Here is a 22836-nt window from a genome sequence, read left to right as displayed (position 1 = left end):
CAAATTCTAATTTGATTTTCTAGTTGAAGATTACGTTTTCTTAACGTTCAAACCGCAGGCTAGTGGTTATATTTATAAAGAGTCAAAATTCATTATAATTCAATTTCATGAATACCAAATACATTGATCTTATTGATCAAACTTATTATTTTCCTCAAGAAGAGTTTAATTTAGATGGTGAACACTTACAATTTCATGGTATACCATTACATGATTTAGTGGAGCAATATGGAAGCCCATTAAAATTCACCTATTTGCCTAAAATATCTGAGAATATTTTAAGAGCCAAAAACTGGTTTGCAAATGCCATAGAAAAGAATGATTACAAGGGTAAATACCACTATTGTTATTGTACAAAAAGCTCTCATTTTCAGCATGTAATGCACGAGGCTTTAAAAAACGATATTCATATGGAAACTTCATCTGCCTTTGATATCAATATTATTGAAAAACTTAAAGAAGATGGTAAATTAACCGATAAAACGTATGTAATCTGTAACGGATTTAAGCGTGACAAATACATTGAGAACATTGCTAGATTAATAAATAAAGGTCATCAAAATTGCATTCCAATTATTGATAATTACGAAGAAATAGATTTATTGACCGATGTAATTGATGACACCTTTAAAGTGGGTATTCGAATTGCCTCTGAAGAAGAGCCTAAATTTGAATTCTATACTTCTCGATTGGGTATCGGCTATAAAAACATTGTACCATTCTATGAAAACCAAATAAAAGATAATGATAAGGTAGAGCTTAAAATGCTTCACTTTTTTATAAACACGGGTATTCGTGATAATGCTTACTATTGGAACGAATTGGTAAAATGCCTTAAGGTGTATGTTCGGTTAAAGAAGATGTGTCCTTCATTGGATAGTTTGAATATTGGTGGAGGTTTCCCTATAAAGAATTCTTTACAGTTTGATTATGACTATCAATATATGATTGATGAAATATTAAACCAAATTAGTATTGCCTGTTCTGATGCAGATGTACCTGTTCCACATATTTTTACCGAATTCGGTAGTTTTACCGTAGGTGAAAGTGGTGGTGCCATTTATGAGATCTTGTATCAGAAGCAACAGAACGACCGTGAAAAGTGGAACATGATCGATTCTTCTTTTATAACTACATTACCAGACACTTGGGCAATTAATAAAAGATTTATTATGTTGCCAATTAATCGTTGGAATGATGAATATGAACGTGTACTTTTAGGTGGTCTTACTTGCGATAGTGATGATTATTATAATAGTGAACAGAACATGAATGCTATTTATTTGCCAAAATATAGAAAGGATAAACCTCTATACATAGGCTTTTTTAATACTGGTGCTTACCAAGAATCAATAGGAGGTTATGGTGGTTTACAACATTGCCTTATTCCTCAGCCAAAACATATTTTGATAGATAAGGATGAAAATGGTAATTTCACGTATAAGCTCTTTAGAGGGCAGCAAAAAGCAGAAGACCTTTTAGGTATATTGGGTTATGATGTTGAGAGTTCCAATGAATAAAAATAAGTAAATTCAAAAGACCGTTAAATAAAGAATTACGCATATAAAATTGAAAAATTTTCTAAAAAACCACTTAACAATAGCTGAAATATCATGAGTACATCTAAGAATTATGCCGGTATTGCCGATGAATTCGCACAACTAGAAAAATCCAAAATTATCTTGATACCTGTTCCTTATGATGGAACCAGTACTTGGGGTAAAGGAGCGGACAAAGGTCCAGAAGCTTTTTTAGAAGCCTCTGAAAACATGGAATTGTATGATATTGAAACCGATTCTGAAGTTTACAAACAAGGAATTCATTTAACTGACCCTATAACTGAAAATAGTTCGCCAGAAGCCATGGTCAATGAAGTGCATACTATTACGAAAGACTTTATTAAGCGTAATAAGTTCGTGACGTTGTTTGGAGGTGAACATTCTATGTCCATAGGTTCTATTCGTGCCTTTAATGAGTGTTTTGATAATCTTACCGTATTGCAGATTGATGCACATGCAGATTTGAGAGAATCATATGAAGGTACAAAGTATAATCATGCTTGTGCTGTATATGAAGCCAACCAGACCACCAATTTGGTGCAAGTCGGTATTCGCTCTATGGATGCTATCGAGAAAACGTTAATGGATGAAGATAAAACATTCTTCGCTCATGACATGGTTAATGATGAATATTGGATGGATAAGGTGATTGAAACAATGACCGATAATGTTTTTATAACATTAGATCTAGATGCTTTTGACCCTTCTATTATGCCTTCAACCGGTACTCCAGAACCAGGTGGCTTATTTTGGTACGAGACTTTAGAGTTTTTAAAGCAAGTTTTCGAAGATAAGAATGTGGTTGGTTTTGATATCGTTGAACTTTGCCCAAATAAAAATGATAAATCATCAGATTTCTTAGCAGCTAAATTATATTACAAAATGCTTAGTTATAAATTTGCTGGTCAAGATATCGATCAAGAGTATGATAATACATTCGATATAGATTATAAAGCTAATACAAATTCAAGATTTGAAGATGACGAAGACTAAAGGTGCGATTACTAATTTTATAGAAAAATACTATTTACATTTCAATGCCGCTGCCTTGGTAGATGCTGCCAAAGGCTATGAACAGCAACTGAATAACGGAGCTAAAATGCTAGTTTCATTGGCAGGTGCAATGTCAACAGCGGAGTTAGGTAAAATTTTCGCAGAGGTTATTCGTCAAGATAAAGTTCAGATAATATCTTGTACAGGTGCTAATCTTGAAGAAGATATTATGAATTTGGTAGCACATTCTCATTATAAACGCGTGCCAAATTATAGAGATTTAACACCGCAAGATGAATGGGATTTGTTGGAGAAAGGGTTAAATCGAGTTACCGACACCTGTATTCCAGAAGAAGAGGCGTTTAGAAGATTGCAAGAGCATATTTTTAAGATTTGGAAAGATGCAGATGACAAGGGTGAGCGCTTTTTGCCTCATGAATTCATGTACAAAATGTTACTTTCGGGGGTGTTAGAAGAATACTACGAAATTGACCTTAAAGATTCTTGGATGTATGCTGCTGCAGAGAAAAACCTACCTATCATTTGCCCAGGTTGGGAAGATAGTACTATGGGTAACATTTTTGCATCTTATGTGATGAAAGGGGAGTTGAAGGCTAGTACAATGAAATCAGGTATTGAGTACATGACCTTCTTGGCAGATTGGTATACCGATAATTCTAAAAATGGAATTGGATTCTTTCAAATTGGTGGTGGTATTGCAGGCGATTTCCCAATTTGTGTAGTGCCAATGTTATATCAAGATATGGAACGTACCGATACGCCTTTCTGGAGTTATTTCTGTCAAATTAGTGATAGTACAACCAGTTATGGTTCATATTCCGGTGCAGTGCCAAATGAAAAGATTACTTGGGGTAAATTAGATATTAATACTCCAAAATATATAATAGAGAGTGATGCGACGATAGTTGCACCTTTGATTTTTGCTTACCTTTTAGATATGTAATTATGGACAAGAACGCACATTTAAATAGAGTCATTGTTGACTTTAAAAAATTGACCCCAGAAGTTCTTAAACTTTTGGTAGAAAAATATCCTGACGGATACGATGATCGTAATATTATCTCTTTCAGAAATGGACAAGGAGAGCGTATTGAAGCTGTTGAAGTGTTAACTGAAGATACCAAGTATTTAGTGAAAATAAGTGCTAAGCTTGAGTATACTATGGAGAATTATGACGAAGATGATTACGAAGATTTCGATGATGACGATCCTGAAGCAGTAGTAGAGCCAGACCCAGAAGATATGGTCGATGGCCAAGACGAAGACTAGCTTTATTGCTAAGTTAGAGTTACAAAACTATTTAAATAAATTCAAAAAAATTCCTTTTCCGGTTTGCTATTTGTAAATCGGAAAAGGATTATATTCTATATATACATTTTAAACTTAACACGGTTGTATTTACAACGCCAATATGAAGATTGATGAAATTGAGAATATCGAATTAAAATTCTTAGACCTTGATGATTATCAAGAGCTTAAAGCAGCAATGATTTCTGCTTATGCCAATATGCCTGGGTCATACTGGAAAGAGGAACATATTAAATCTTTAATCGATAAATTTCCAGAAGGTCAGGTAGTCATAAAAATAAACGGACAAATTGCTGGTGTAGCCTTGTCTATAATTGTTGACTATGATGCGTACGATGATAGTCATACTTATGAACAAATTACGGGTAAATATACTTTCGATACCCATGATGACAATGGTGATGTACTTTATGGTATAGAAGTTTTTATAAAACCAAGTTTTAGGGGTTTACGTTTAGGTCGACGTTTGTATGATTATAGAAAAGAACTATGTGAGAAGTTGAACCTAAAAAGTATTGTATTTGGTGGCCGTATGCCTAACTACCATTCACATGCTTCAGAACTTTCACCAAAAGAATATATTGATAAGGTTCGACGTAAAGAAATTCATGATCCAGTACTGAATTTTCAAATTAGTAATGACTTTCATCCTGCCAAGGTTATGAAAGGGTATTTAGATGGTGATAAGGCTTCTCAAGACTTTGCAATTCTTATGGAATGGGATAATATCTATTATCAAAAACCGAATAAAAAGGCAGCTACCAAAAAATCAATTGTTCGTTTAGGATTGATTCAATGGCAAATGCGCCCTTACAAAGACTTGGAGGAACTTTTACAGCAAGCGGAATTTTTTATAGATTCTGTTTCTGGTTACAGGTCGGATTTTGCTTTGTTTCCAGAATTTTTTAATGCTCCCTTAATGGCAAAGGACAATGATATGTCTACATCGAATGCTATTCGAGAGCTCGCTAAACACACCAAAGCCATAGTTCAGAAATTTTCTGAATTCTCTATATCCTATAATATCAACATTATTTCAGGTAGTATGCCTGAAATAATAGATGGCCGCCTTTTTAATGTAGGTTATTTATGTAGACGCGATGGTAGTATGGAACGTTATGAAAAGCTGCACGTTACACCAGACGAAGCAAAGGTTTGGGGAATGCAAGGAGGTACGCAGTTCAAGACTTTCGATACTGATTGTGGTAAAATAGGAGTTTTGATTTGTTATGATTCTGAATTTCCGGAACTAAGTAGGTTATTGGCAGATGAAGGAATGGATATTTTATTTATTCCGTTCCTGACCGATACCCAAAACGGATATTCACGTGTGCGCCATTGCGCACAAGCACGCGCGATTGAGAATGAATGCTATGTAGCGATTGCAGGTAGTGTAGGTAACTTGCCAAATGTTCAGAATATGGACATACAGTTCGCTCAATCTATGGTATTTACACCGTGTGATTTCTCTTTTCCAACCAATGGTATTAAAGCGGAAGCTACCCCAAATACAGAAATGATTTTAATAGCAGATGTGGATATTGACCTATTGCGAGAGCTTAATCAATTTGGTGCGGTACGCAACCTTAAGGATAGAAGAACAGATTTATTTGAGTTAAAAAAGAAATAAGAAAACTCCATATTTAAAGGAGTCAAAAAACAACAATTTGGATAATTTACAGATTATAGGTAGTGAAGAGTGGTGTGTGTTTAATGAGCTAGGTATACCAGCCATTAAAGCACGGGTAGATTCTGGTGCAAAAACATCTTCTTTGCAGGCTGCCAATATTAAAATAGTCAATAAAGGGGCTAACGAATGGGTGAAATTTGAAGTTAGTCCGTTGCAGGAAAATCGAAGTATTGCCATAGAATGCCAAGCAAAATTGGTTGATCGTCGTATGGTTAAAAGTTCATCAGGTATATCTGAAGTACGGTTGGTTATAAAAACACCCGTTACGATTGGGAATTCGACTTTTGATATTGAACTTACATTGGCCAATAGGGATACCATGGAGTTTAGAATGTTATTGGGTAGAGAAGCACTTAATGAGCGTTTTATTGTGAATCCTGCGGTTAATTTTCAATTACAGGATTTTGATGATACCGAAGTCAATAAAATGTACGCACCTTACTTTAAAGAAAAATCTGGATTAAAGATTGCGCTTTTGGCGAGTAATCCGTTATTGTACAGCAATAAAAGATTAATAGAAGCTGCCGAGGCAAGGGGCCATGAAATTGTATTTCTAAATGTGGAACAGGCCTATATGAAGCTTGATGCACATTCTCCTGAAATACGATATCGTGGAGGTACTATTCTTAAGGATTTTGATGCTGTTATACCACGTATTAAGCCAGCGGTGACTTTTTATGGGTGTGCATTAATTCGTCAATTTAAAAATTTGGGAGTTTACTGCCAAAATTCGGCTGAAGCTATTTCGCAATCAAGAGATAAACTTTTTGCATCTCAGTTATTCTCCAATAACGATATTCATATTCCTATTACCGGTTTTGCAAAATCACCTATGGATACCAAAGATTTGATAAAAATGGTTAATGGTGCCCCATTGATCATAAAACTTTTAGAGAGTACTCAAGGTAAAGGAGTGGTTCTAGCAGAAACCAATAAGGCGGCCGAGAGTGTAATTAATGCTTTTAAGAGTGTAAATACCAATATTTTGGTGCAAGAGTTCATTAAAGAAGCTAATGGCCAGGATATTCGTTGTTTTGTAGTGAACGGTAAGGTTGTCGCTAGTATGCAACGACAAGCTCAAAAAGGGGAATTTAGAGCCAATATTCATCAAGGAGGTAAAGCCTCTATTATTAAAATAACACCAGAAGAGAAAAAGCTTGCCCTTAAAGCTGCAAAAGTATTGAACTTGGCAGTTGCCGGGGTCGATATTATTCGTTCTAATAAAGGTCCGTTGTTGTTAGAAGTCAATTCCTCACCCGGACTAGAAGGTATTGAAAATGCTACTGGTAAAGATATCGCCAATGCCATGATCATGGCTATTGAAAAACGTTTGAAGTATAGTAACTAAAAAATTTGAAAAACAGGCTAAACCCTGTTTTTCAAATTTTCTAACATTGTTTCTGTAGTTTTTTGAAGGTCGAATTCGGCCTTCCATTTCCAATCTTTTTGTGCATTGGAATCATCTATACTGCTTGGCCATGAATCAGCAATGGCCTGTCTAAAATCAGGTTCATAATCAATTTTAAACTCAGGAATAACTGCTTTGATATTTTCAGCCATTTCTTTAGGGGTAAAACTCATAGCAGCCAAATTATAAGAAGAACGCTCTTTAATTTCATTTTCAGGAGCTTCCATAATCTGTAAGGTGGCACGTATGGCATCGTCCATGAACATCATTGGCAATTTAGTGTCTTCCTTAAGAAAACAAGTGTAAGAGCCTTTAGATAAGGCCTTATGGTATATTTCTACAGCATAATCGGTTGTTCCGCCGCCAGGCATGGTTTTCCAGCTAATAAGTCCAGGGTAGCGAATACTGCGTACATCGACATTGAATTTATTGAAATAATATTCGCACCAACGTTCGCCAGATTGCTTACTGATACCATACACTGTACTCGGTTCCATTATAGTATTTTGAGGGGTGTCTTCTTTAGGGGTATTTGGTCCAAAAACGGCTATACTCGACGGCCAGAAAATCTTGTCTACTTTTTTCTCTTTCGCCAAATTAAGTACGTTAAACAAGGTATTCATGTTAAGGTTCCATGCTCTCATAGGAAATTTTTCTGCAGTTGCACTTAACATGGCAGCCATTAAATAAATTTCACTTATATCATAGTAGGCAATAACTTCTTCTAGATTATCATAGTTAGTGGCATCTAATATTTCAAAGGGCCCAGACTGCATTAATTCGTCGTTACCTTCTCTTATGTCACTTGCGATAACTTGGTCGTTACCGTATTTTTCCCTGAGGGCTAAAGTTAGTTCCGTTCCTATTTGACCACAAGCTCCAATTATCAATATGTATTTTGGCATTTAAAATAGCGTTAAATGAATATCATATAAAGATACCTTTTCTTAAAATTTGTACATTCGCTTATGCCCAAAATTATCTTTTATTTAATTATTATACTTCTAGCTTCTTCATGTAAAGAAGCTGTTTCGGAAACAGAAAATGTTCAGGAATCTCAATGGGAGGTTGTTACTGATGGTCTTCCTAATACAGTACGTGTAGATTCAAAAGCTCAGACCATACTTAATGATTGGAAAGAATTCATGACCTTGGAAGGGAGTTTTGATAAGATTTATTCAACTGAAAATAGAGAAGATTTCGTTTTAATTGTTGATGAGTTAGTCGAGAATCAGAAGAAAATGGAAGTAGGTATTTATCCTACTGCTTTTGATATACCTCAAATTAAAGGGAGACAAAAGGTTTTTAAAACGTATATTTTAAAAGTTAAAGGTGATTTAGAGTATCGTCAAAACCCAAGGGAATCTTTGGTAGAAATGATAACCGCTTTTAATGACCTTAGAAATCAGTTTAATGTAGTGGTAAATAATACGCTGCCAGATGAATTACGTGCGAATGAAGAAAATTAGTCTACTTGTTTTATTAATGAGTACTGTGCTTTTTGGGCAGAGTGATGAAAAAATTCTAATTACTAAAGCTTTAGACGATTGGCATGTTGCTGCTGGATCGGCTGATTTTGATGCTTATTTTGGCTTAATGACCGAAGATGCTGTATTTATAGGAACCGATGCAACTGAAAATTGGCAACGAGATGAATTTATGAATTATGCTAAGCCCCATTTTGATATGGGTAGGGCTTGGAATTTTAAAGCAGTCGAGCGAAATATATATGTAAACAATGAAGCAAATTTTGCTTGGTTCGATGAACTTTTAGATACGCAAATGAAAATTTGTAGAGGTTCTGGTGTTTTGAAAAAAGTAAACGGAAAATGGAAAATAGTTCATTATGTACTTTCTATAGCAGTGCCTAATGAAAATGTAGATGAGTTGGTAAAACTCAAAAGTGAAAAAGATAGTGTTTTACTGAAACGACTAAAAATAAAATAAAAAAAGCGAATCCATTGGATTCGCTTTTTTTATTTCTATAACTTGATATTATTTATTCTCCTCAGGAGTATTTTTTCTAGATGTCAAAGCTTGCTTGCTTAAACTTGCCAAATTAAAATTTGGATCTATTTGTAATGCCTGATCAATCGTAGCAATGGCTTGATCAATATTGGCTTTGTCCATATTGTACTCAATAAGTCCTTTAATATGTATAAATGCTGCTTTTAAAGGAACTTCATAAGGCTGTTGGCGCTCATAAAAGGCATATTTCATTTCATCAGTTGCATTTGCAATACCATATTCGACATTTTTCATGGCACCTGCATTGTCACCTAATTGTACTTTTAAATCTGCTAATTCATAAGCAAGATATGCATTTGGCTCTCTAAGGTTTAAAATTTCAAATTGTTCTAAAGCTCTTTTTGGTTGATTTAAGGCTTTTAAAGAAATCGCCTTAACTTGAACAGCAAGGTCAGAATCGGTATCAATTTTTTCTATACCGATAGTATTTAACGCCTGTAAATGCTGATTGTCATTTGCATAAATATAGGCAAGGGTATCCATTCTTTCTTTAGAAGGAGACAGTACGTTCAAATGGGTAAGTGCATTTATAACTCCATCTACATCGCCTTGTAGACGCATTTGGTCATAAAATGCCTGATAATGTGTTTCTAATTCTGTTTTCGTTTGTGTATATCCAAAACTGCCAGAAAACAATAGGGCAATCATTACTATTAAAACTGTCTTTTTCATCTTTTTAAATCTATTTAAGGTGCGCTAAACTATTAAAATATTCTGTAAGATCTTGTTAAGGAAAGCCTTAAATGTTAAAAAAGGAAAAGGCGCTCATTTGGCGCCTTCTAAAATCAATGTTTTTTAAAAGTTTAAACCAATTCAATGGTATTATTGGTCTCTCTTAAAGAGCTTATTAGTTATGTGTAAAAGCCAATGCTTTTATTGTCTTTTTCAATACAAGAATTTAAAAATTCACATAAATTATTAAAAAGTAAATTGGTGTAAATACTTGTTAAATAAGCAATTATCGTTTTGTGGTCATATAAACTATCATCTTGTATAACTTCCATCTTTATTCTATGGCGGTGATAATCTATGGTTACATGAATAGCATTATAGTATTTTTTTAATAATGCAACATGTAATTGTTCGTACTTTATAGAACCGTTCGGATTCTTACAACTTAGGTAGATCAGCTTCTCTAATTCAACTATAACCCTCTCCCATAATTTTGCTTTCTTCATAACATTTTGGATTTAAATTGTTATATAAAGCCATATCATTTATCGATAAATAATTGAAAAATAATAATATAACTACTAGTTTATACTCAATATGTTGTGAAAATGAATTAAGTAAGGTATAGGGCTAATTTATAGATGTAAGAAAATCATAATTGTTAATAAGAAAAGGACTATGGGTTGAAATTGATTTATATGTTTTGAAGTTTTCAGATTCATAGTGTGGTGGAGCGATCCCTCTTTTTAATGCTTCCTTAGTATAATATTCTTTTTTTGTTGGGTGCTGTGGATATACAGCATTGAGAATCGTATTCCAATGATTATGATGAATAATGGACTTTATTATACCTATACAATCATCTAAATGAATAAGGTTGATGGGTGCATTGCCACCTTTAAGATTTTCCCGGCCGGATAGCATGGTAATAGGATGCCTTTCAGGACCAATTAATCCTCCAAACCGAATAATGGTAGTTTCTAAATGTTCATCATTTAGCAATAGATTTTCACACTCCAATAACTGAACTCCAGACGCTGTGTTTGGTGCAGGCTTAGTTTTTTCTGTAACTGTGCCATCAGCTTCTCCATAAACAGCCGTGCTACTTGCGAAAATTACCTGTTTTATTTCTGTTTTTATAATGGCATCATACAACAACTTTATTTTTTCGATATAACTTTCCTTTGGTCCCTTGCCTCTTAATCCAGGAGGAATATTAATGATAAGTATTGATAACGTACTTAGGAATTCTAAAATTGGGCCATTGATACCATCTTCAGAAATTGAAATTTTAAAAGGCTGAATCCCTTTGGATTTCAATAATGCCATTTTTTCTTCTGAAGTGGTCGTTCCACTAATACTATGTCCTATTTTATGTAACTCTTCCGCTAATGGTAGTCCTAACCAACCACACCCTATAATTCCTATATTTTTATTCAAATTTTACTTTTTGAATGGTTAAAATAGCATCGTTAAGTATAAAAGGCATTGGCATTTCATTGGCTTTCCTCTGAGGTATGGTAAACAAAGTATTACTCAATAAATCATTCGACGCTTCATATACTGTTAATTCTAATTTTGCTTCTGAAGAAATTTCTAGATTTAGTTCTGTATAAACAATATCACTAATGTAATGCGTTATTAGTTTTCCATTTCCTCTATTTTTTAAATAATATTCAGATAGTTCTATACCATTTATATCAGCCTTTAAAATATCAACTTTATTAGTAAATACTTCTAGACGATTAATAGGTCTATTTGGGGTAACACAAACTCTTAGTTGTCTAACCGTACCTATAACCGTATCTAATTGTATATCGATGTTTGGCGTTGGTACTTCCTTTAATGGGGCCTTATTGGTATACGTGAAATTTGAGCCATATTTACTGCTAATCGTATTCTTTGTCAATGTACTATCTACATAATTTTCATCAGTAATATATTGTTTTGTCCAATCAGATAGTACATTTTCATACGTTGCCCACATACCTTTTTTTTCATCAACATTTAAGACATAAAGTAAGCTGGTAGGTTTTGGGCTTTCTTTTGTAAAATTAGATTGCATATGAGCAGATGCCATAAAACCTACAAAGAGTAAAAAACTAAGAAAAGCTAATGCCGCTTTTTGACGATATTTTGTAATAAGTGGTAATAATAAAAAGAAAATTAAAGTAGTAAGTAGGGTTGTGGCAACCATCATTTTTAAACCTAGACCAACAGGGAACATTTTAACGAATGGCGATAGAATAAATAGGGCCGGTATTCCCAAAAACACCAATAAAAATGGATTCGGGTTCTTTTGGTTGATATGCACATAAAGAGCAACTATAAAACTAAATAGCGGCACAACAAAAAATGCCGCACCTTTAAGATATACGGCTAATAGACCACAAATTATAAGCCACAAAAAAAGAGGTGCCACTAATAAATTGGCTGTTTTCACTACTTTAAACCTATGGTATGCGTAGAAGCATGTGGCTATGGAGAAAAGTGTGAATGCAATTATATAGGCATGACCATTATAGGTGAACCCATGCAAAATATCTTTATAGCTCGGATAAAGCCATTTAAGAATCGACCAACTATAAAAACCAACGATACCGTTAATACCCAGAGCGAAAAATACGGGTATAAAGCCCTTTAATACATCCTTACCGTTTAATACCTTCTTTTTAAAACCTACTAGTAAAAGAATAATAAATAATAGAACTGCAAGAATTAGCATGGGTACAATCCATGTAAAAGGGTAGGAGACCATTTTAAAAAACGGTACATTAAAATAGACATTGTCATTCAAGCTTTTCAAATCCCCTAAATCAATACTACTAAAATGATTTAATAAAGGCATAAGATAGCTTCCTTGGTGTGCTAATGTATTTCTATCTAATCGTTCATAATTGTCATTTGCAGTATGATAATCGAAGTGATCATCGATGAAAGCAAAATTAAACCCCTCTATATCGGCATCTTCTCTAAATACGGTTAAATCGGTATCATTGGGCAACATCTTGTAGATGCTATAGGCCAATGAATTTGCTACTGGAAATTCAGGATTCGCGGTAATAAATTCTGAAATTAATCGGCTATTGCCACGGTTAGTTTCCATAAGCATGTAACTTGGGCCACCACTACCGCGTGCTTCAAAGTTTAAGACTAGGCCAACATCTTTTAACCATTCATGTTCGTCGACAAACAGGTCTGCACCATTTAAACCCAATTCTTCTGCATCGGAAATAAGGATGATAATATCGTTTTTAGGATTTGGATTTGTTTTCAGAAAAGCTCTTATGCCTTCTAATATAGTGGCAACTCCGCTGCCTGCATCGCTTGCACCGAGTGATGAATGCGGATTGCTGTCATAATGACTTAATAATAATAAAGTCTTACCAGCTTCTTTTCCTTGAATACGTGCAAGAATATTTACTGCTTTGCTAAGGTTACCCCAATCGCCAGCAGTGTAGCCTTCTTGTATAGATGTTTCGAGGCCTAATTTTTGAAGCTCTGCGACGATATAGGAACGTACTTTAGCGTGTGCAGGAAAACCAACAGCATGTGGTTCTTTTGAAATTTCTTTTATATGTATTAGGGCTCTATCTGTAGAGAATTCAGTTTCTACAACCGCATTATCTGCTTTGTATTGGGGCAAGAGCGCACGAAAGCTCCAATAGACGGCAAGAATAACTACGAGTAAAGTTAGAATGGTTGGTGTTTTTTTCATCATTATGATATTCTTTTATAAAGTCATAAATTATTAAAAAATAAGTTGCATACATCGACTTTTATTAGTAAAAGTGATATTTTTTAGTATCTTTAGTAATCAACCTCTAAATACACTGTTATGGGAATCAAAAGCTTTCAAGGCGTTCGAAAGATATTTAAAAAAGAATTTGAGGCCCCAATTCTGGTAGCCGATTACATGACGACTAAGTTAATCACTTTTTCGCCAGATGAGTCTATTTTGACCGTAATGGAAAAATTTGCCAAACATCATATTTCAGGTGGGCCCGTTTTAGATAATAATGGGTTTTTGGTCGGTATTATTTCGGAAGCAGATTGTATGAAGCAAATTTCTGAAAGCCGCTATTTTAACCAACCAATATTAGATAAAAGTGTTGAAAATTTCATGACTAAATCTGTAGAGACGATACCTCATGATACTTCAATTTTTGATGCTGCGGGTATTTTTGCACAACACAATAGAAGAAGATTACCTGTTATGAAAAGCGGTATACTAGTAGGTCAAATTAGTAGAAAAGATATTGTTATCGCAGCACTTAAGTTAAGTGGTCATAACTGGAAGTAGTTTTATTTTTATATTTTTAATAGCTAATGGCACTCCTATGAGTGCCTTTTTTTTACTAATTACTCTCGTTTTACAATCATAAAAAAATCATTGTCCAATGGAAGGTACCCAAGGTCATATAAAAAGTAATAGGTAGTTCCTTTTTTTGTTGTGTATAGATTAGTGACATAATCAAAATCAAAACCTTTATCCAGCAAACGGGTGCGCGTAGTTTTGGTTTTACCATCGGTGAGTTTGTAACTATCTAAAACCTTGTAATTTTTTCGAAGTCGATTGTTAATATTTCGAATTAGGTTTTTACTATCTGGATTAACTTTGTTGTTGTAGGCATTACGGCAGTAGTCGTTACAGAACTTTTTGTCTACTCGACCCATTACTTCCTTTCCACATTCCAAACATTTTTTCTTTTCCATATTACTGTCTGTGGTAATTAAATTTCACCTCGTTAGAGGTGCCATCTTCTTCTCCTACCTCTACATACATGTTTATTTCCTTATCCGATATTCGTTCTATGGTGAAGTCATCGAAATAAAAGCGGTCTTCTTCTACCTTTAGCAATTTAAAATCAATTGTTTCTTCTTTTTCTTCCCAACCACTTAAATCAGCATTAAAGTGCTTTAGTTGAAGAAGTAATGTGCCGTCTGTTTCAAGTATATGTCCGAATTCATAAAAACTAATGGAACCATTAGCTAACAGACGAAATGAAAACATCATAGCGCCTCCCAATGGCGGACTCCATATTTCTTCAGCAATACCACCAAAGGCTTCTCCTTTCCAGTGACCGGTAAGCCATTCTATATTTTTAAGATTGGATTCTGGACTTGTCATTCCTTCTTCAAAAGACAATGTATTTTGCGCGGATAATAAGCAGGTAGCGCTAATGAATAATAACAGTATCAATTTCATATTCAAGTGTTTGTGCCAATATACAAATTAAACGGTAACAAACGGCTTTGCCTACTTTTCGTAAAACTCAATAGGTAAGTCATCTGGATCGGCAATAAATGTAAATCGCTTTTGAGTGAATTCATCAACTCGTATGGGTTCGGAAATTACATCATAGGATGTACAATGTGCTATGATTCTATCTAAATCATCTACCTCAAATGCCAAATGCCGGAGTCCGCACGATTCTGGTCTCGATGGTCGTTTTGGAGGATTGGGAAAGGAAAACAATTCAATGATATACTCACCATTTAAGGCTAAATCTAGCTTATATGATTTACGTTCTTCCCGGTATACTTCTCTTATTACTTCCAAGCCTAATACATCTGTATAGAATTGCTTGGAAATGGTATAGTTAGAGCAGATTATTGCAGTATGGTGTATCTTATTCATTATTTTTTGAAATTTATAATGGTAATAGAATATTCTAAATAAGGAAATTACTTTATGCTAAGCTTAGCAGTTTTTAATTATTTAAAGAACGTCCAAAGGACTAATATGTAAACCTTCGGTGCCGCTGAATAAAACTATTGAGGTACATACTCAAGTAGTTAATTAATAAGTGATAAACTAATTAACTGAATAATGTCCCGCCCCATTTAAAATAGCTATCTTTCTTATCGGTTCAATTTCACCCAATGCTTCTCTAACTCTACTATTGTTTTTTACATGCTCCATCGGAATTGCATAAAGACTAGAATCAGCGTAAGTTTTTCCATAATCGCCCATTAGACTACGGAAACCAGATGAAAATAAAAATGTAAATGAAAAAATAAATAGGAACACAGGTACAAACCATTTCCATTACCTCTTAAACCAACTTTTCTTATTACATATTCACTCATTTCAAGTTATACTTTTACAGGAACAACAAAATATTTATTTTCCTCTAAATATTTTAAAAACCAAATCTTTGGTTAGTTGTTGTCCTTTTGCTTTTTCTCGAACAGATTCGTAACTAAACCTAAAATCGCAACCCGTTTTATATTGGGTACAACCATAAGCTGTTTTTCCCTTAATAATGGTTCCTTTATTACATTTTGGACAACTATTTTCTTCGTTAGACTTTGCGGAAACTGGAACACTTTTAATGTTTACTTGTTTTTTAGGTTCCAATTTTAGTTTAAAATTTTTATCAAGTCTAATAAGTCCTTCAATAGTGGTATTATCAACTTTAAACCCCTTTAAATTAACGGTCGATCCTTTCTGCAACATTCTTATGTATTGTTTTTCTGAAATGTTTTTACCTTCAAAAATGAATGGAATAATAAAATCGCAGTTCTTTTTAAATTCAGAACAACCAAAAGCATTTTTTCCTATAAGAATTGATCCATTATTACATTTAGGGCATTTTTCTAATCCTATTCCACTTGTTTTTTTTGCTGCTATTTTCTTTGTGCCAGTAGGTTTATTATGTACTGCCGAAATATTAGCTTTTTTAGTTTCGCTTCTAACTTCGTAAACCAAACGATCTACCATTTGTTTCATTTGCTTAATAAAACTTCCAGCACTAAATGTTCCTTTTTCAATGTCTTTTAATTGTTTTTCCCATTTACCAGTTAGCTCGGCAGATTTTAATAATTCATTTTGAATGGTATCGATTAATTGAATGCCAGTATCTGTTGGTATTACTTGCTTTTTATTTCGTTTTATATATTTTCTACGGTATAAAGTTTCAATAATATTAGCACGTGTAGAAGGGCGGCCAATACCATTTTCTTTCATGATTTCACGAAGCTCATCGTCGTCGACCTGTTTCCCTGCAGTTTCCATAGCACGCAGTAGTGAAGCCTCGGTAAATTGCTTTGGAGGTTTGGTTTGCTTCTCTAAAAATAACGGTTCATGTGTCCCTCTTTCACCTTTTTTAAATGCAGGTAATATTCCAGATTCCTTAGTCGAAGAATTTGGAGTTTCAAAAACAACACGCCAACCTTTTTCTAAGATTTCTTTTCCTGTAGTTTTAAACTTTACTTTTTCAGCTTTTCCAATAACCGTCGTATTAGATACTTTACAATCTGGATAAAACACAGCAATAAAACGTCGTACAATAATATCGTAAACCTGTTGCTGATTGTATGGCAAATTCATTTGCTGCCCAGTTGGTATTATTGCGTGGTGATCTGTTACTTTACCATCATCGAAAACCTTTTTAGTTTTCTTTAACTTATTGCCCTGTAAAGGTGCTGTTAAAGCCGCATAATTGGTTATATTCTTTAGGATTCCAGGTGCTTTTGGGTATATATCGTTTGGCAAAAAGGTGGTGTCAACCCTAGGATATGTAACTACTTTTTGTTCGTATAGCTTTTGGACAATCTTTAAGGTTTCATCTGCAGAAAATCCAAATTTCGTATTACAATAGACTTGTAAACCTGTTAAATCAAAAAGCTTTGGTGCATATTCATTACCTGCCTTTTTTGCAATAGAAACTATTTCGAAATCGTGCTCTTTTACAATTTTAGCCAGCTTCTCTCCATCTTCAACTTTAAGAAAACGCCCTTCTTCGTAGCTAAATAAAGTATCGCGATAGAGGGTTTGCAGTTCCCAATAAGGTTGGGGTTTAAAGTTTTCTATCTCCTTAAACCGATTTACCAACATAGCTAATGTTGGTGTTTGCACACGACCAACGGATAATACTTGTTTGTAACCACCATGTTTTAAAGTGTACAAACGTGTTGCATTCATGCCCAATAACCAATCTCCAATAGCACGAGAAAAACCTGCGTAATATAAATTATCGTAATCTGTAGATGGTTTTAGGTTTTTGAAACCTTCTGTTATGGCTTCGGTTGTAAGCGAAGAGATCCAAAGCCTTTCAACCTTACCTTTGTAATTCGCTTGATTTAAAACCCAGCGTTGTATTAATTCCCCTTCTTGCCCAGCATCACCACAATTGATAACAACATCAGCTTTATCGAATAATTGTTTTATAATTTTAAACTGTTTTCGAATACCAGAATCTTTAGATACTTTGGTTTCAAAATGTTCTGGTAGCATTGGTAAATTGTTAAGATCCCAACTTTTCCAATGCGGTTTATAATCGTTTGGCTCCTTTAGCGTACAAAGATGCCCAAAAGTATACGTTACAGCATAACCATTGCCTTCATAATACCCATCACGTTTGGTGGTAGACCCCAGAACGGAAGCAATTTCTCTAGCTACAGATGGTTTTTCGGCAATACAGACTTTCATATTAGATATTGAAAATTTAAAAATTCTAAGTAAGGTTATAGACTTTATTGATGTTTGTTATCTTTTTAACCCCTTATTTCAACTTTGGTTTAATCAATAATTAATTCAACAATCGGGATAATAACAAATATCAACAAAATCATCCCAATGAGTATATTATTAAAACCATGGCCCATATTATCATAGTAATCAGAATTTTCTGGACCATATAAATATTGATTCCAAGTAAATTTCGGTTTTTTAAAAATAGTTCGCCAAATAGAACCTCATAACCATCTGGCTGAAGCTCCAAGAGAATTTAAAATTACTCTGGCAAACCATGATCCCATTTATATATTCACATTTAATCTTGTCTTCAAACCCGGAAATGGGATCCTTTCTTATTATTTTGATAATAGTTCGGCTTATTTATTTTCTAATTAGCTCATTTATCTGATTGTTCATTTGCTCCCATCACATCGGCCTCCTGTTCTACGCCCGCATCATCATTTACATCTATCTTAACTTTGGGCTGCGGTGTGGGTATTACCCGTCCCTGCTTTTGCTGGACAACATGCCAAGCCTCGTTAGGCAAGTGTTTTTCTTGTCCAGTAGCTAAATGAATCTCGGTCCCTTGAGCATACGCATGAGCATTTAATTGGACTGGGTTATTTGAGTTGTAATGTACTTTAACATCATCCATAGAGTAACCTGATAGATTCTCAATTCCTGATTTTAAATTATCAGATAAACCTGTATTGTTTTCTTTTTTCTGTATGTGAGGCTTATTAACATCATCATCTGCAACCGAATTGCTTTTATTATTTTGTTTTTTGTTAGTAGCCATAATTATCTTCTTCGTATATGGTATGTAGGAGTTGGATTATTAACTATAAATCTAAAATAGATTCAATCTTTTTATTCAAACTTTTCAATTACGACATACTGTTTTAACACATCTTTTAATAAAACGCTTATCACTTTACAATCTTAAGCTTATATTTTTGCAACAAACCAACAAGACTGTCGCTTGAGAAAATTGCACCAGTCATTTTATTATTTTCGGGGTCAATGCTAAAATTTGAAGCTGTGCTAAAATCTGTTTTTTCAAGATTCGTTCTCGAAAAAATAGTGCGATTTAAATCACATGAGTCAAAGGTTACTTTACTTAGGTCACAATCTGAAAATTCTGCTTCATTAAGTTTGCATGAAACAAAGAACTGCCCTACAAGTTTCATTTTATTAAAAATTGCATAACTGAGATTACAGTCAAAAAAAGATAGGTCCATTAAAAACGTATTGCACGTATTAAAAGCCACTCCCATAAGTTTGCAATGTGAAAACTTCACCTCTTTAAAGGTTGTATTTACAATGTTTGCATTACTTAAATTACATTCTATAAATTCACATTCCATGAATATCTGGTTATCCATATATCCTTCGGAAAAATTACATCCTTCAAATACGCAATTTTCATATTCTGCTCTAGGCAAACGAGTTCTAGTAAAATCTTCTCCTTTATAAGTTTTGTCAATAATTAGGGTATTCACTATGCCGTTTCTATTTTTTATTGGATAATATTAGTGCCGGAATTTCTAAACTTCTAAACGTCTCATTGTATGCTGCCATTTCTGTATTAATGAGGGTATTATGTTCTGTTTTAAACGTTCTCCATTGCGCTAAAAGGTCTTGTAATCTAATTTTGGCACCTGCTGTAACTTTTGGTTCTACAACATCTATGTATCCTCTTAAATTTAATAGTTGGGCGTTTAACTTATTTTCAAAATTGATTACATCTTGAAAAGTTTTTTGATTGGGTTGAATTAAATTCTCTTCCCAAGTTGTTATTCGTTTCATTAATATATCTCCTTGTTTTAATAGGGATTCAGCTTTTTCATTATCCTTTAAAAGTTTAGTATAATCCTTCAATTGTACTCTTGCCGAACGCATAGAATTTACTGAATTATGTATGTCAACCACAGTAGCTTCTATAGTTTTTAAAAGTTCCTGTTGCTCTGCATAATCGGCTAGGCTACTTTTTACTTTTGGGTTCGGTGAAATTTTCACGGTAGTTTCTGTGGTGTTTGTCCCTAAAGTTAGTTTTAAGGTATAATCTCCTGGACCTACTGTAGAACCATCATGACCACCAAGAACAAACACATTATCAACAGCTGGTAAACTCTCAGTTTTAAAATCCCAAGTAAATCGATTGTATCCTTTTTTAGAGGGTAATATGGCCGGTTTAGAAGGGCCTCCAGGCCATGATTTAAAGCCTTTCGGTTTCTGGTTGGTAATGGTACGGATGACTTCATCATCTTTCAATACTTCTAATTTGAGCTCTGTACTATCTTGTTTTTGGCTTAAGTAATAATCAAAAGTAACTCCACTTTTAGGATTACTTCCAAGTCCAGGAACCGGTTTTTCACTTGACCCACCCATAAACAAATAGGTGTCTTTGGGTTGAAAAATAGTTACTTCTTTTTTGAGTGTTTTTATATTTTGTAACGTAGCCAAATCATCCAAAATCCAAAATGCGCGACCAGCAGTGGCTGCAACTAAATCATTATCTTGAATGGTTAGGTCATTAATTGGAGTGATCGGCAGGTTTAATTGGAATGGCTCCCAATTTAAGCCATCATCCAAAGAGATAAAAAGACCTGTTTCTGTGCCTGCATAAAGTAAACCCTTTACCTTTTTGTCTTCACGAACAACACGGGTAAATGTGTTATCGCCAGTTATTCCATTGGTAATCTTTGTCCAAGTTGTTCCATAATCAGTGGTTTTGAAAATATAGTTGTCCAAATCCATCGACTTATACCGCATAAGTACAATATAGGTGGTTGCAGGGTCATGTGGAGATACTTCAATGCTATTAATAATACCTTCTTTAATGCCTGTTGGTGTAACGTTGGTCCAATTTACACCTCCGTCTTTTGTAATATATACCAAGCCATCATCGCTGCCGGACCAAAGAACACCTTCTTCATGTGGAGATTCGGTTAGGTAGGTAAGGGTGTTGTATATTTCGCCACCTGCAGCTTCGTTCGTAAATGGTCCTCCACCAAGTCCATGTTTGTCTTTTTCGTTTCGTGTTAAATCGGGACTAATAACAGACCAGCTATTTCCTTCGTCTGTAGATTTGAAAACTACATTACCACCATGGTAGATTGTTTTTCTGTTATGTGGTGAGGTAATAATTGGTGCGTTCCAGTTATAACGATATTTTGCATCTTCGGGTGAAATACTTAAACCAAGTTCTGGATATTCTTTGATAGGTTTAGATTCTTTGGTATTTGCATCCCACTTATCAATATTGCCTTGATATGTTCCACCATAAATTAATTGCGGGTTGTCTGGGTCAAAGGCCAAAAATGCACTTTCTCCACCAGCTACTGCATACCAATCTTTCCAATCGATTCCAGAATCATTGGTTCGAGAGGCTATGGCCACTGTAGAATTATCTTGCTGACCTCCATAAATAGTATAAGGAACTAAATTATCTGTAATAACCCTGTAAAATTGTGCTGTGTTTTGATTTTCTTGTGTACTCCAGCTTTTGCCTCCATTGTTAGAAACGTTAGAACCACCATCATTAGAATTAATCATACGCTGGTTGTTCAAAGGATCAATCCATAAATCGTGATTATCACCATGGGGAGTGGATAGTGGAGAAAAAGATTTACCCCCATCTATAGATTTGGTTACTGGAGCATTGAGTACGTAAACTATATTTTCGTTTTGTGTATCCGCAAAAATCTCCATGTAATACCAAGATCGCGTAATATTGATTCTGTCTTTATTAATTAATGTCCACTTCTTACCCGCGTCATCAGATCTATAGACACCTCCTTTTTCACCTTCAGCCTCAATTACAGCAAATACCCGCTCTGGGTTTGCTCTTGATACGGACACTCCAATTTTTCCCATTTCTTTTGGAAGTCCTTCGGTTAATTGATTCCAAGTATCACCACCATCGGTAGATTTATAGATGCCAGAATTTTTACCGCCAGATTCCATCGTCCAAGGAAAACGTCTATGTTGCCACATTGCAGCATATAGTATTGTTGGGTTGGTCATATCCATGGATAGGGCAGAAGCACCTGTGATATTGTCTATAAAAAGAACATTCTTCCAAGTTTCACCACCATCAATAGATTTATAAATACCACGTTGCGATGAAGGGCCATATTGTGCTCCTTGGGCAGAAATAAGAATAATATCGGGGTTAGTTGGGTCTATGATAACATCAGAAATATGTCTGGTTTTTCCCAGTCCCATATGTTTCCATGTTTTTCCTGCATCGGTAGATTTGTAAACACCATCACCCATAGAAGTCATTACCCCTCTAGCGGCATGCTCGCCCATACCGGCAATAACAATATTCGGATTACTTTCGGATACTGAAATGGCACCTACAGTCGCAGTTTTCAAGAATCCGTCAGAAATATTGTTCCATGTAATTCCGTCATCGGTAGTTTTCCAAATTCCACCACCAACAGTTCCCATATAATAGGTCATTGGTTGACCAACTACACCGGTTGATGCAACACTTCTACCGCCTCTAAACGGACCTATATTTCTCCATTTTAATCCTTGAAAAAGTGAATCTTCCAGTTTAATCGTTGGCTCGGTAACCTTATTTTTTCTACGTTGCGATTGTAGTGCTAGAGGATAAATAAGGATCAGTAGTAGTATAAGTTTGATGGTTTTCATATTGTGGTTGGTTTTTGACATTTTTATG

22 protein-coding genes are annotated in these 22836 nt (G+C 34.5%); 9 read left to right on the top strand and 13 right to left on the bottom strand.

What is annotated here, in order from left to right; all coding sequences use genetic code 11:
- Positions 1-107 precede the first annotated feature (107 nt).
- From AACZ49_RS13685 to rimK, 6 genes are all read left to right on the top strand, one after another.
- On the top strand, positions 108-1520 hold the full coding sequence (locus tag AACZ49_RS13685; RefSeq protein ID WP_339655933.1) for an arginine decarboxylase: 1413 nt from the start codon (positions 108-110) through the stop codon (positions 1518-1520).
- A 93-nt stretch (positions 1521-1613) separates the two neighbouring features.
- Positions 1614-2552, top strand: a complete 939-nt coding sequence (speB, locus tag AACZ49_RS13680) for an agmatinase (RefSeq protein ID WP_339655930.1) — start codon at positions 1614-1616, stop codon at positions 2550-2552.
- The gene (locus tag AACZ49_RS13675; RefSeq protein ID WP_339655927.1) at positions 2539-3516 is read left to right on the top strand and encodes a deoxyhypusine synthase family protein; all 978 of its coding nucleotides are present in this window, start codon (positions 2539-2541) and stop codon (positions 3514-3516) included. Before speB ends, AACZ49_RS13675 begins: the two co-directional genes overlap by 14 nt.
- 2 nt (positions 3517-3518) lie before the next feature.
- Positions 3519-3842: a hypothetical protein gene (locus AACZ49_RS13670; RefSeq protein WP_339655924.1), complete on the top strand. Its 324-nt coding sequence runs from the start codon at positions 3519-3521 to the stop codon at positions 3840-3842.
- 142 nt (positions 3843-3984) lie between these two features.
- Positions 3985-5511 (top strand): bifunctional GNAT family N-acetyltransferase/carbon-nitrogen hydrolase family protein, encoded by a 1527-nt coding sequence (locus AACZ49_RS13665; RefSeq protein ID WP_339655921.1) that lies wholly within the window; start codon positions 3985-3987, stop codon positions 5509-5511.
- A 37-nt stretch (positions 5512-5548) separates the two neighbouring features.
- Positions 5549-6919 carry a 30S ribosomal protein S6--L-glutamate ligase gene (gene rimK / locus AACZ49_RS13660; RefSeq protein WP_339655918.1) on the top strand — a complete coding sequence of 457 codons (1371 nt, stop codon included), beginning with the start codon at positions 5549-5551 and terminating at the stop codon, positions 6917-6919.
- 17 nt (positions 6920-6936) lie between these two features.
- Here the strand turns inward: rimK and AACZ49_RS13655 are convergent, their stop codons facing one another.
- Positions 6937-7884 carry an NAD-dependent epimerase/dehydratase family protein gene (locus AACZ49_RS13655; protein ID WP_339655915.1) on the bottom strand — a complete coding sequence of 316 codons (948 nt, stop codon included), beginning with the start codon at positions 7882-7884 and terminating at the stop codon, positions 6937-6939.
- 63 nt (positions 7885-7947) lie between these two features.
- Between AACZ49_RS13655 and AACZ49_RS13650 the strand changes: the two genes are divergently transcribed.
- The gene (locus tag AACZ49_RS13650; protein WP_339655913.1) at positions 7948-8448 is read left to right on the top strand and encodes a hypothetical protein; all 501 of its coding nucleotides are present in this window, start codon (positions 7948-7950) and stop codon (positions 8446-8448) included.
- The gene (locus AACZ49_RS13645) at positions 8435-8926 is read left to right on the top strand and encodes a nuclear transport factor 2 family protein (RefSeq protein WP_339655911.1); all 492 of its coding nucleotides are present in this window, start codon (positions 8435-8437) and stop codon (positions 8924-8926) included. Before AACZ49_RS13650 ends, AACZ49_RS13645 begins: the two co-directional genes overlap by 14 nt.
- Before the next feature lie 48 nt (positions 8927-8974).
- On the opposite strand, the gene AACZ49_RS13640 is transcribed toward AACZ49_RS13645, so the two are convergent.
- The 4 genes from AACZ49_RS13640 to AACZ49_RS13625 form a co-directional block, all read right to left on the bottom strand.
- The gene (locus AACZ49_RS13640; RefSeq protein WP_339655908.1) at positions 8975-9679 is read right to left on the bottom strand and encodes a hypothetical protein; all 705 of its coding nucleotides are present in this window, start codon (positions 9677-9679) and stop codon (positions 8975-8977) included.
- Between the two features lie 179 nt (positions 9680-9858).
- Positions 9859-10185, bottom strand: a complete 327-nt coding sequence (locus AACZ49_RS13635; protein WP_339655906.1) for a hypothetical protein — start codon at positions 10183-10185, stop codon at positions 9859-9861.
- Between the two features lie 124 nt (positions 10186-10309).
- Complete coding sequence (locus AACZ49_RS13630; RefSeq protein WP_339655904.1) at positions 10310-11119, bottom strand: NAD-dependent epimerase/dehydratase family protein; 810 nt, start codon at positions 11117-11119, stop codon at positions 10310-10312.
- Positions 11112-13397, bottom strand: a complete 2286-nt coding sequence (locus AACZ49_RS13625; RefSeq protein WP_339656007.1) for a M28 family peptidase — start codon at positions 13395-13397, stop codon at positions 11112-11114. The genes AACZ49_RS13630 and AACZ49_RS13625 overlap by 8 nt, the downstream gene beginning before the upstream one ends.
- Before the next feature lie 120 nt (positions 13398-13517).
- On the opposite strand from AACZ49_RS13625, the gene AACZ49_RS13620 reads away from it, so the two are divergent.
- Positions 13518-13982 (top strand): CBS domain-containing protein, encoded by a 465-nt coding sequence (locus AACZ49_RS13620; RefSeq protein ID WP_339655901.1) that lies wholly within the window; start codon positions 13518-13520, stop codon positions 13980-13982.
- A 59-nt stretch (positions 13983-14041) separates the two neighbouring features.
- Here AACZ49_RS13620 and AACZ49_RS13615 read toward each other — a convergent pair whose 3' ends face one another.
- The 8 genes from AACZ49_RS13615 to AACZ49_RS13580 form a co-directional block, all read right to left on the bottom strand.
- The gene (locus AACZ49_RS13615) at positions 14042-14395 is read right to left on the bottom strand and encodes a hypothetical protein (RefSeq protein WP_339655899.1); all 354 of its coding nucleotides are present in this window, start codon (positions 14393-14395) and stop codon (positions 14042-14044) included.
- A 1-nt stretch (position 14396) separates the two neighbouring features.
- Complete coding sequence (locus tag AACZ49_RS13610) at positions 14397-14888, bottom strand: DUF6265 family protein (RefSeq protein WP_339655896.1); 492 nt, start codon at positions 14886-14888, stop codon at positions 14397-14399.
- Positions 14889-14939: 51 nt separating this feature from the next.
- Positions 14940-15320, bottom strand: coding sequence for a VOC family protein (locus AACZ49_RS13605; protein WP_339655893.1), 381 nt, complete (start codon positions 15318-15320; stop codon positions 14940-14942).
- A gap of 177 nt (positions 15321-15497) precedes the next feature.
- Positions 15498-15713 (bottom strand): hypothetical protein, encoded by a 216-nt coding sequence (locus AACZ49_RS13600; RefSeq protein WP_339655890.1) that lies wholly within the window; start codon positions 15711-15713, stop codon positions 15498-15500.
- 93 nt (positions 15714-15806) lie between these two features.
- Positions 15807-18116 (bottom strand): DNA topoisomerase 3, encoded by a 2310-nt coding sequence (locus AACZ49_RS13595; protein ID WP_339655887.1) that lies wholly within the window; start codon positions 18114-18116, stop codon positions 15807-15809.
- A 424-nt stretch (positions 18117-18540) separates the two neighbouring features.
- The gene (locus AACZ49_RS13590; RefSeq protein WP_339655885.1) at positions 18541-18942 is read right to left on the bottom strand and encodes a DUF4157 domain-containing protein; all 402 of its coding nucleotides are present in this window, start codon (positions 18940-18942) and stop codon (positions 18541-18543) included.
- 130 nt (positions 18943-19072) lie between these two features.
- Positions 19073-19645, bottom strand: coding sequence for a pentapeptide repeat-containing protein (locus AACZ49_RS13585; RefSeq protein ID WP_339655882.1), 573 nt, complete (start codon positions 19643-19645; stop codon positions 19073-19075).
- A 10-nt stretch (positions 19646-19655) separates the two neighbouring features.
- On the bottom strand, positions 19656-22808 hold the full coding sequence (locus AACZ49_RS13580) for a glycosyl hydrolase (RefSeq protein ID WP_339655879.1): 3153 nt from the start codon (positions 22806-22808) through the stop codon (positions 19656-19658).
- Positions 22809-22836: the final 28 nt, after the last annotated feature.

Source organism: uncultured Maribacter sp. (genome assembly GCF_963975365.1).
In the GTDB taxonomy this organism is placed as follows: domain Bacteria; phylum Bacteroidota; class Bacteroidia; order Flavobacteriales; family Flavobacteriaceae; genus Maribacter.
This window is presented reverse-complemented; position numbering and strand designations above follow the sequence as displayed.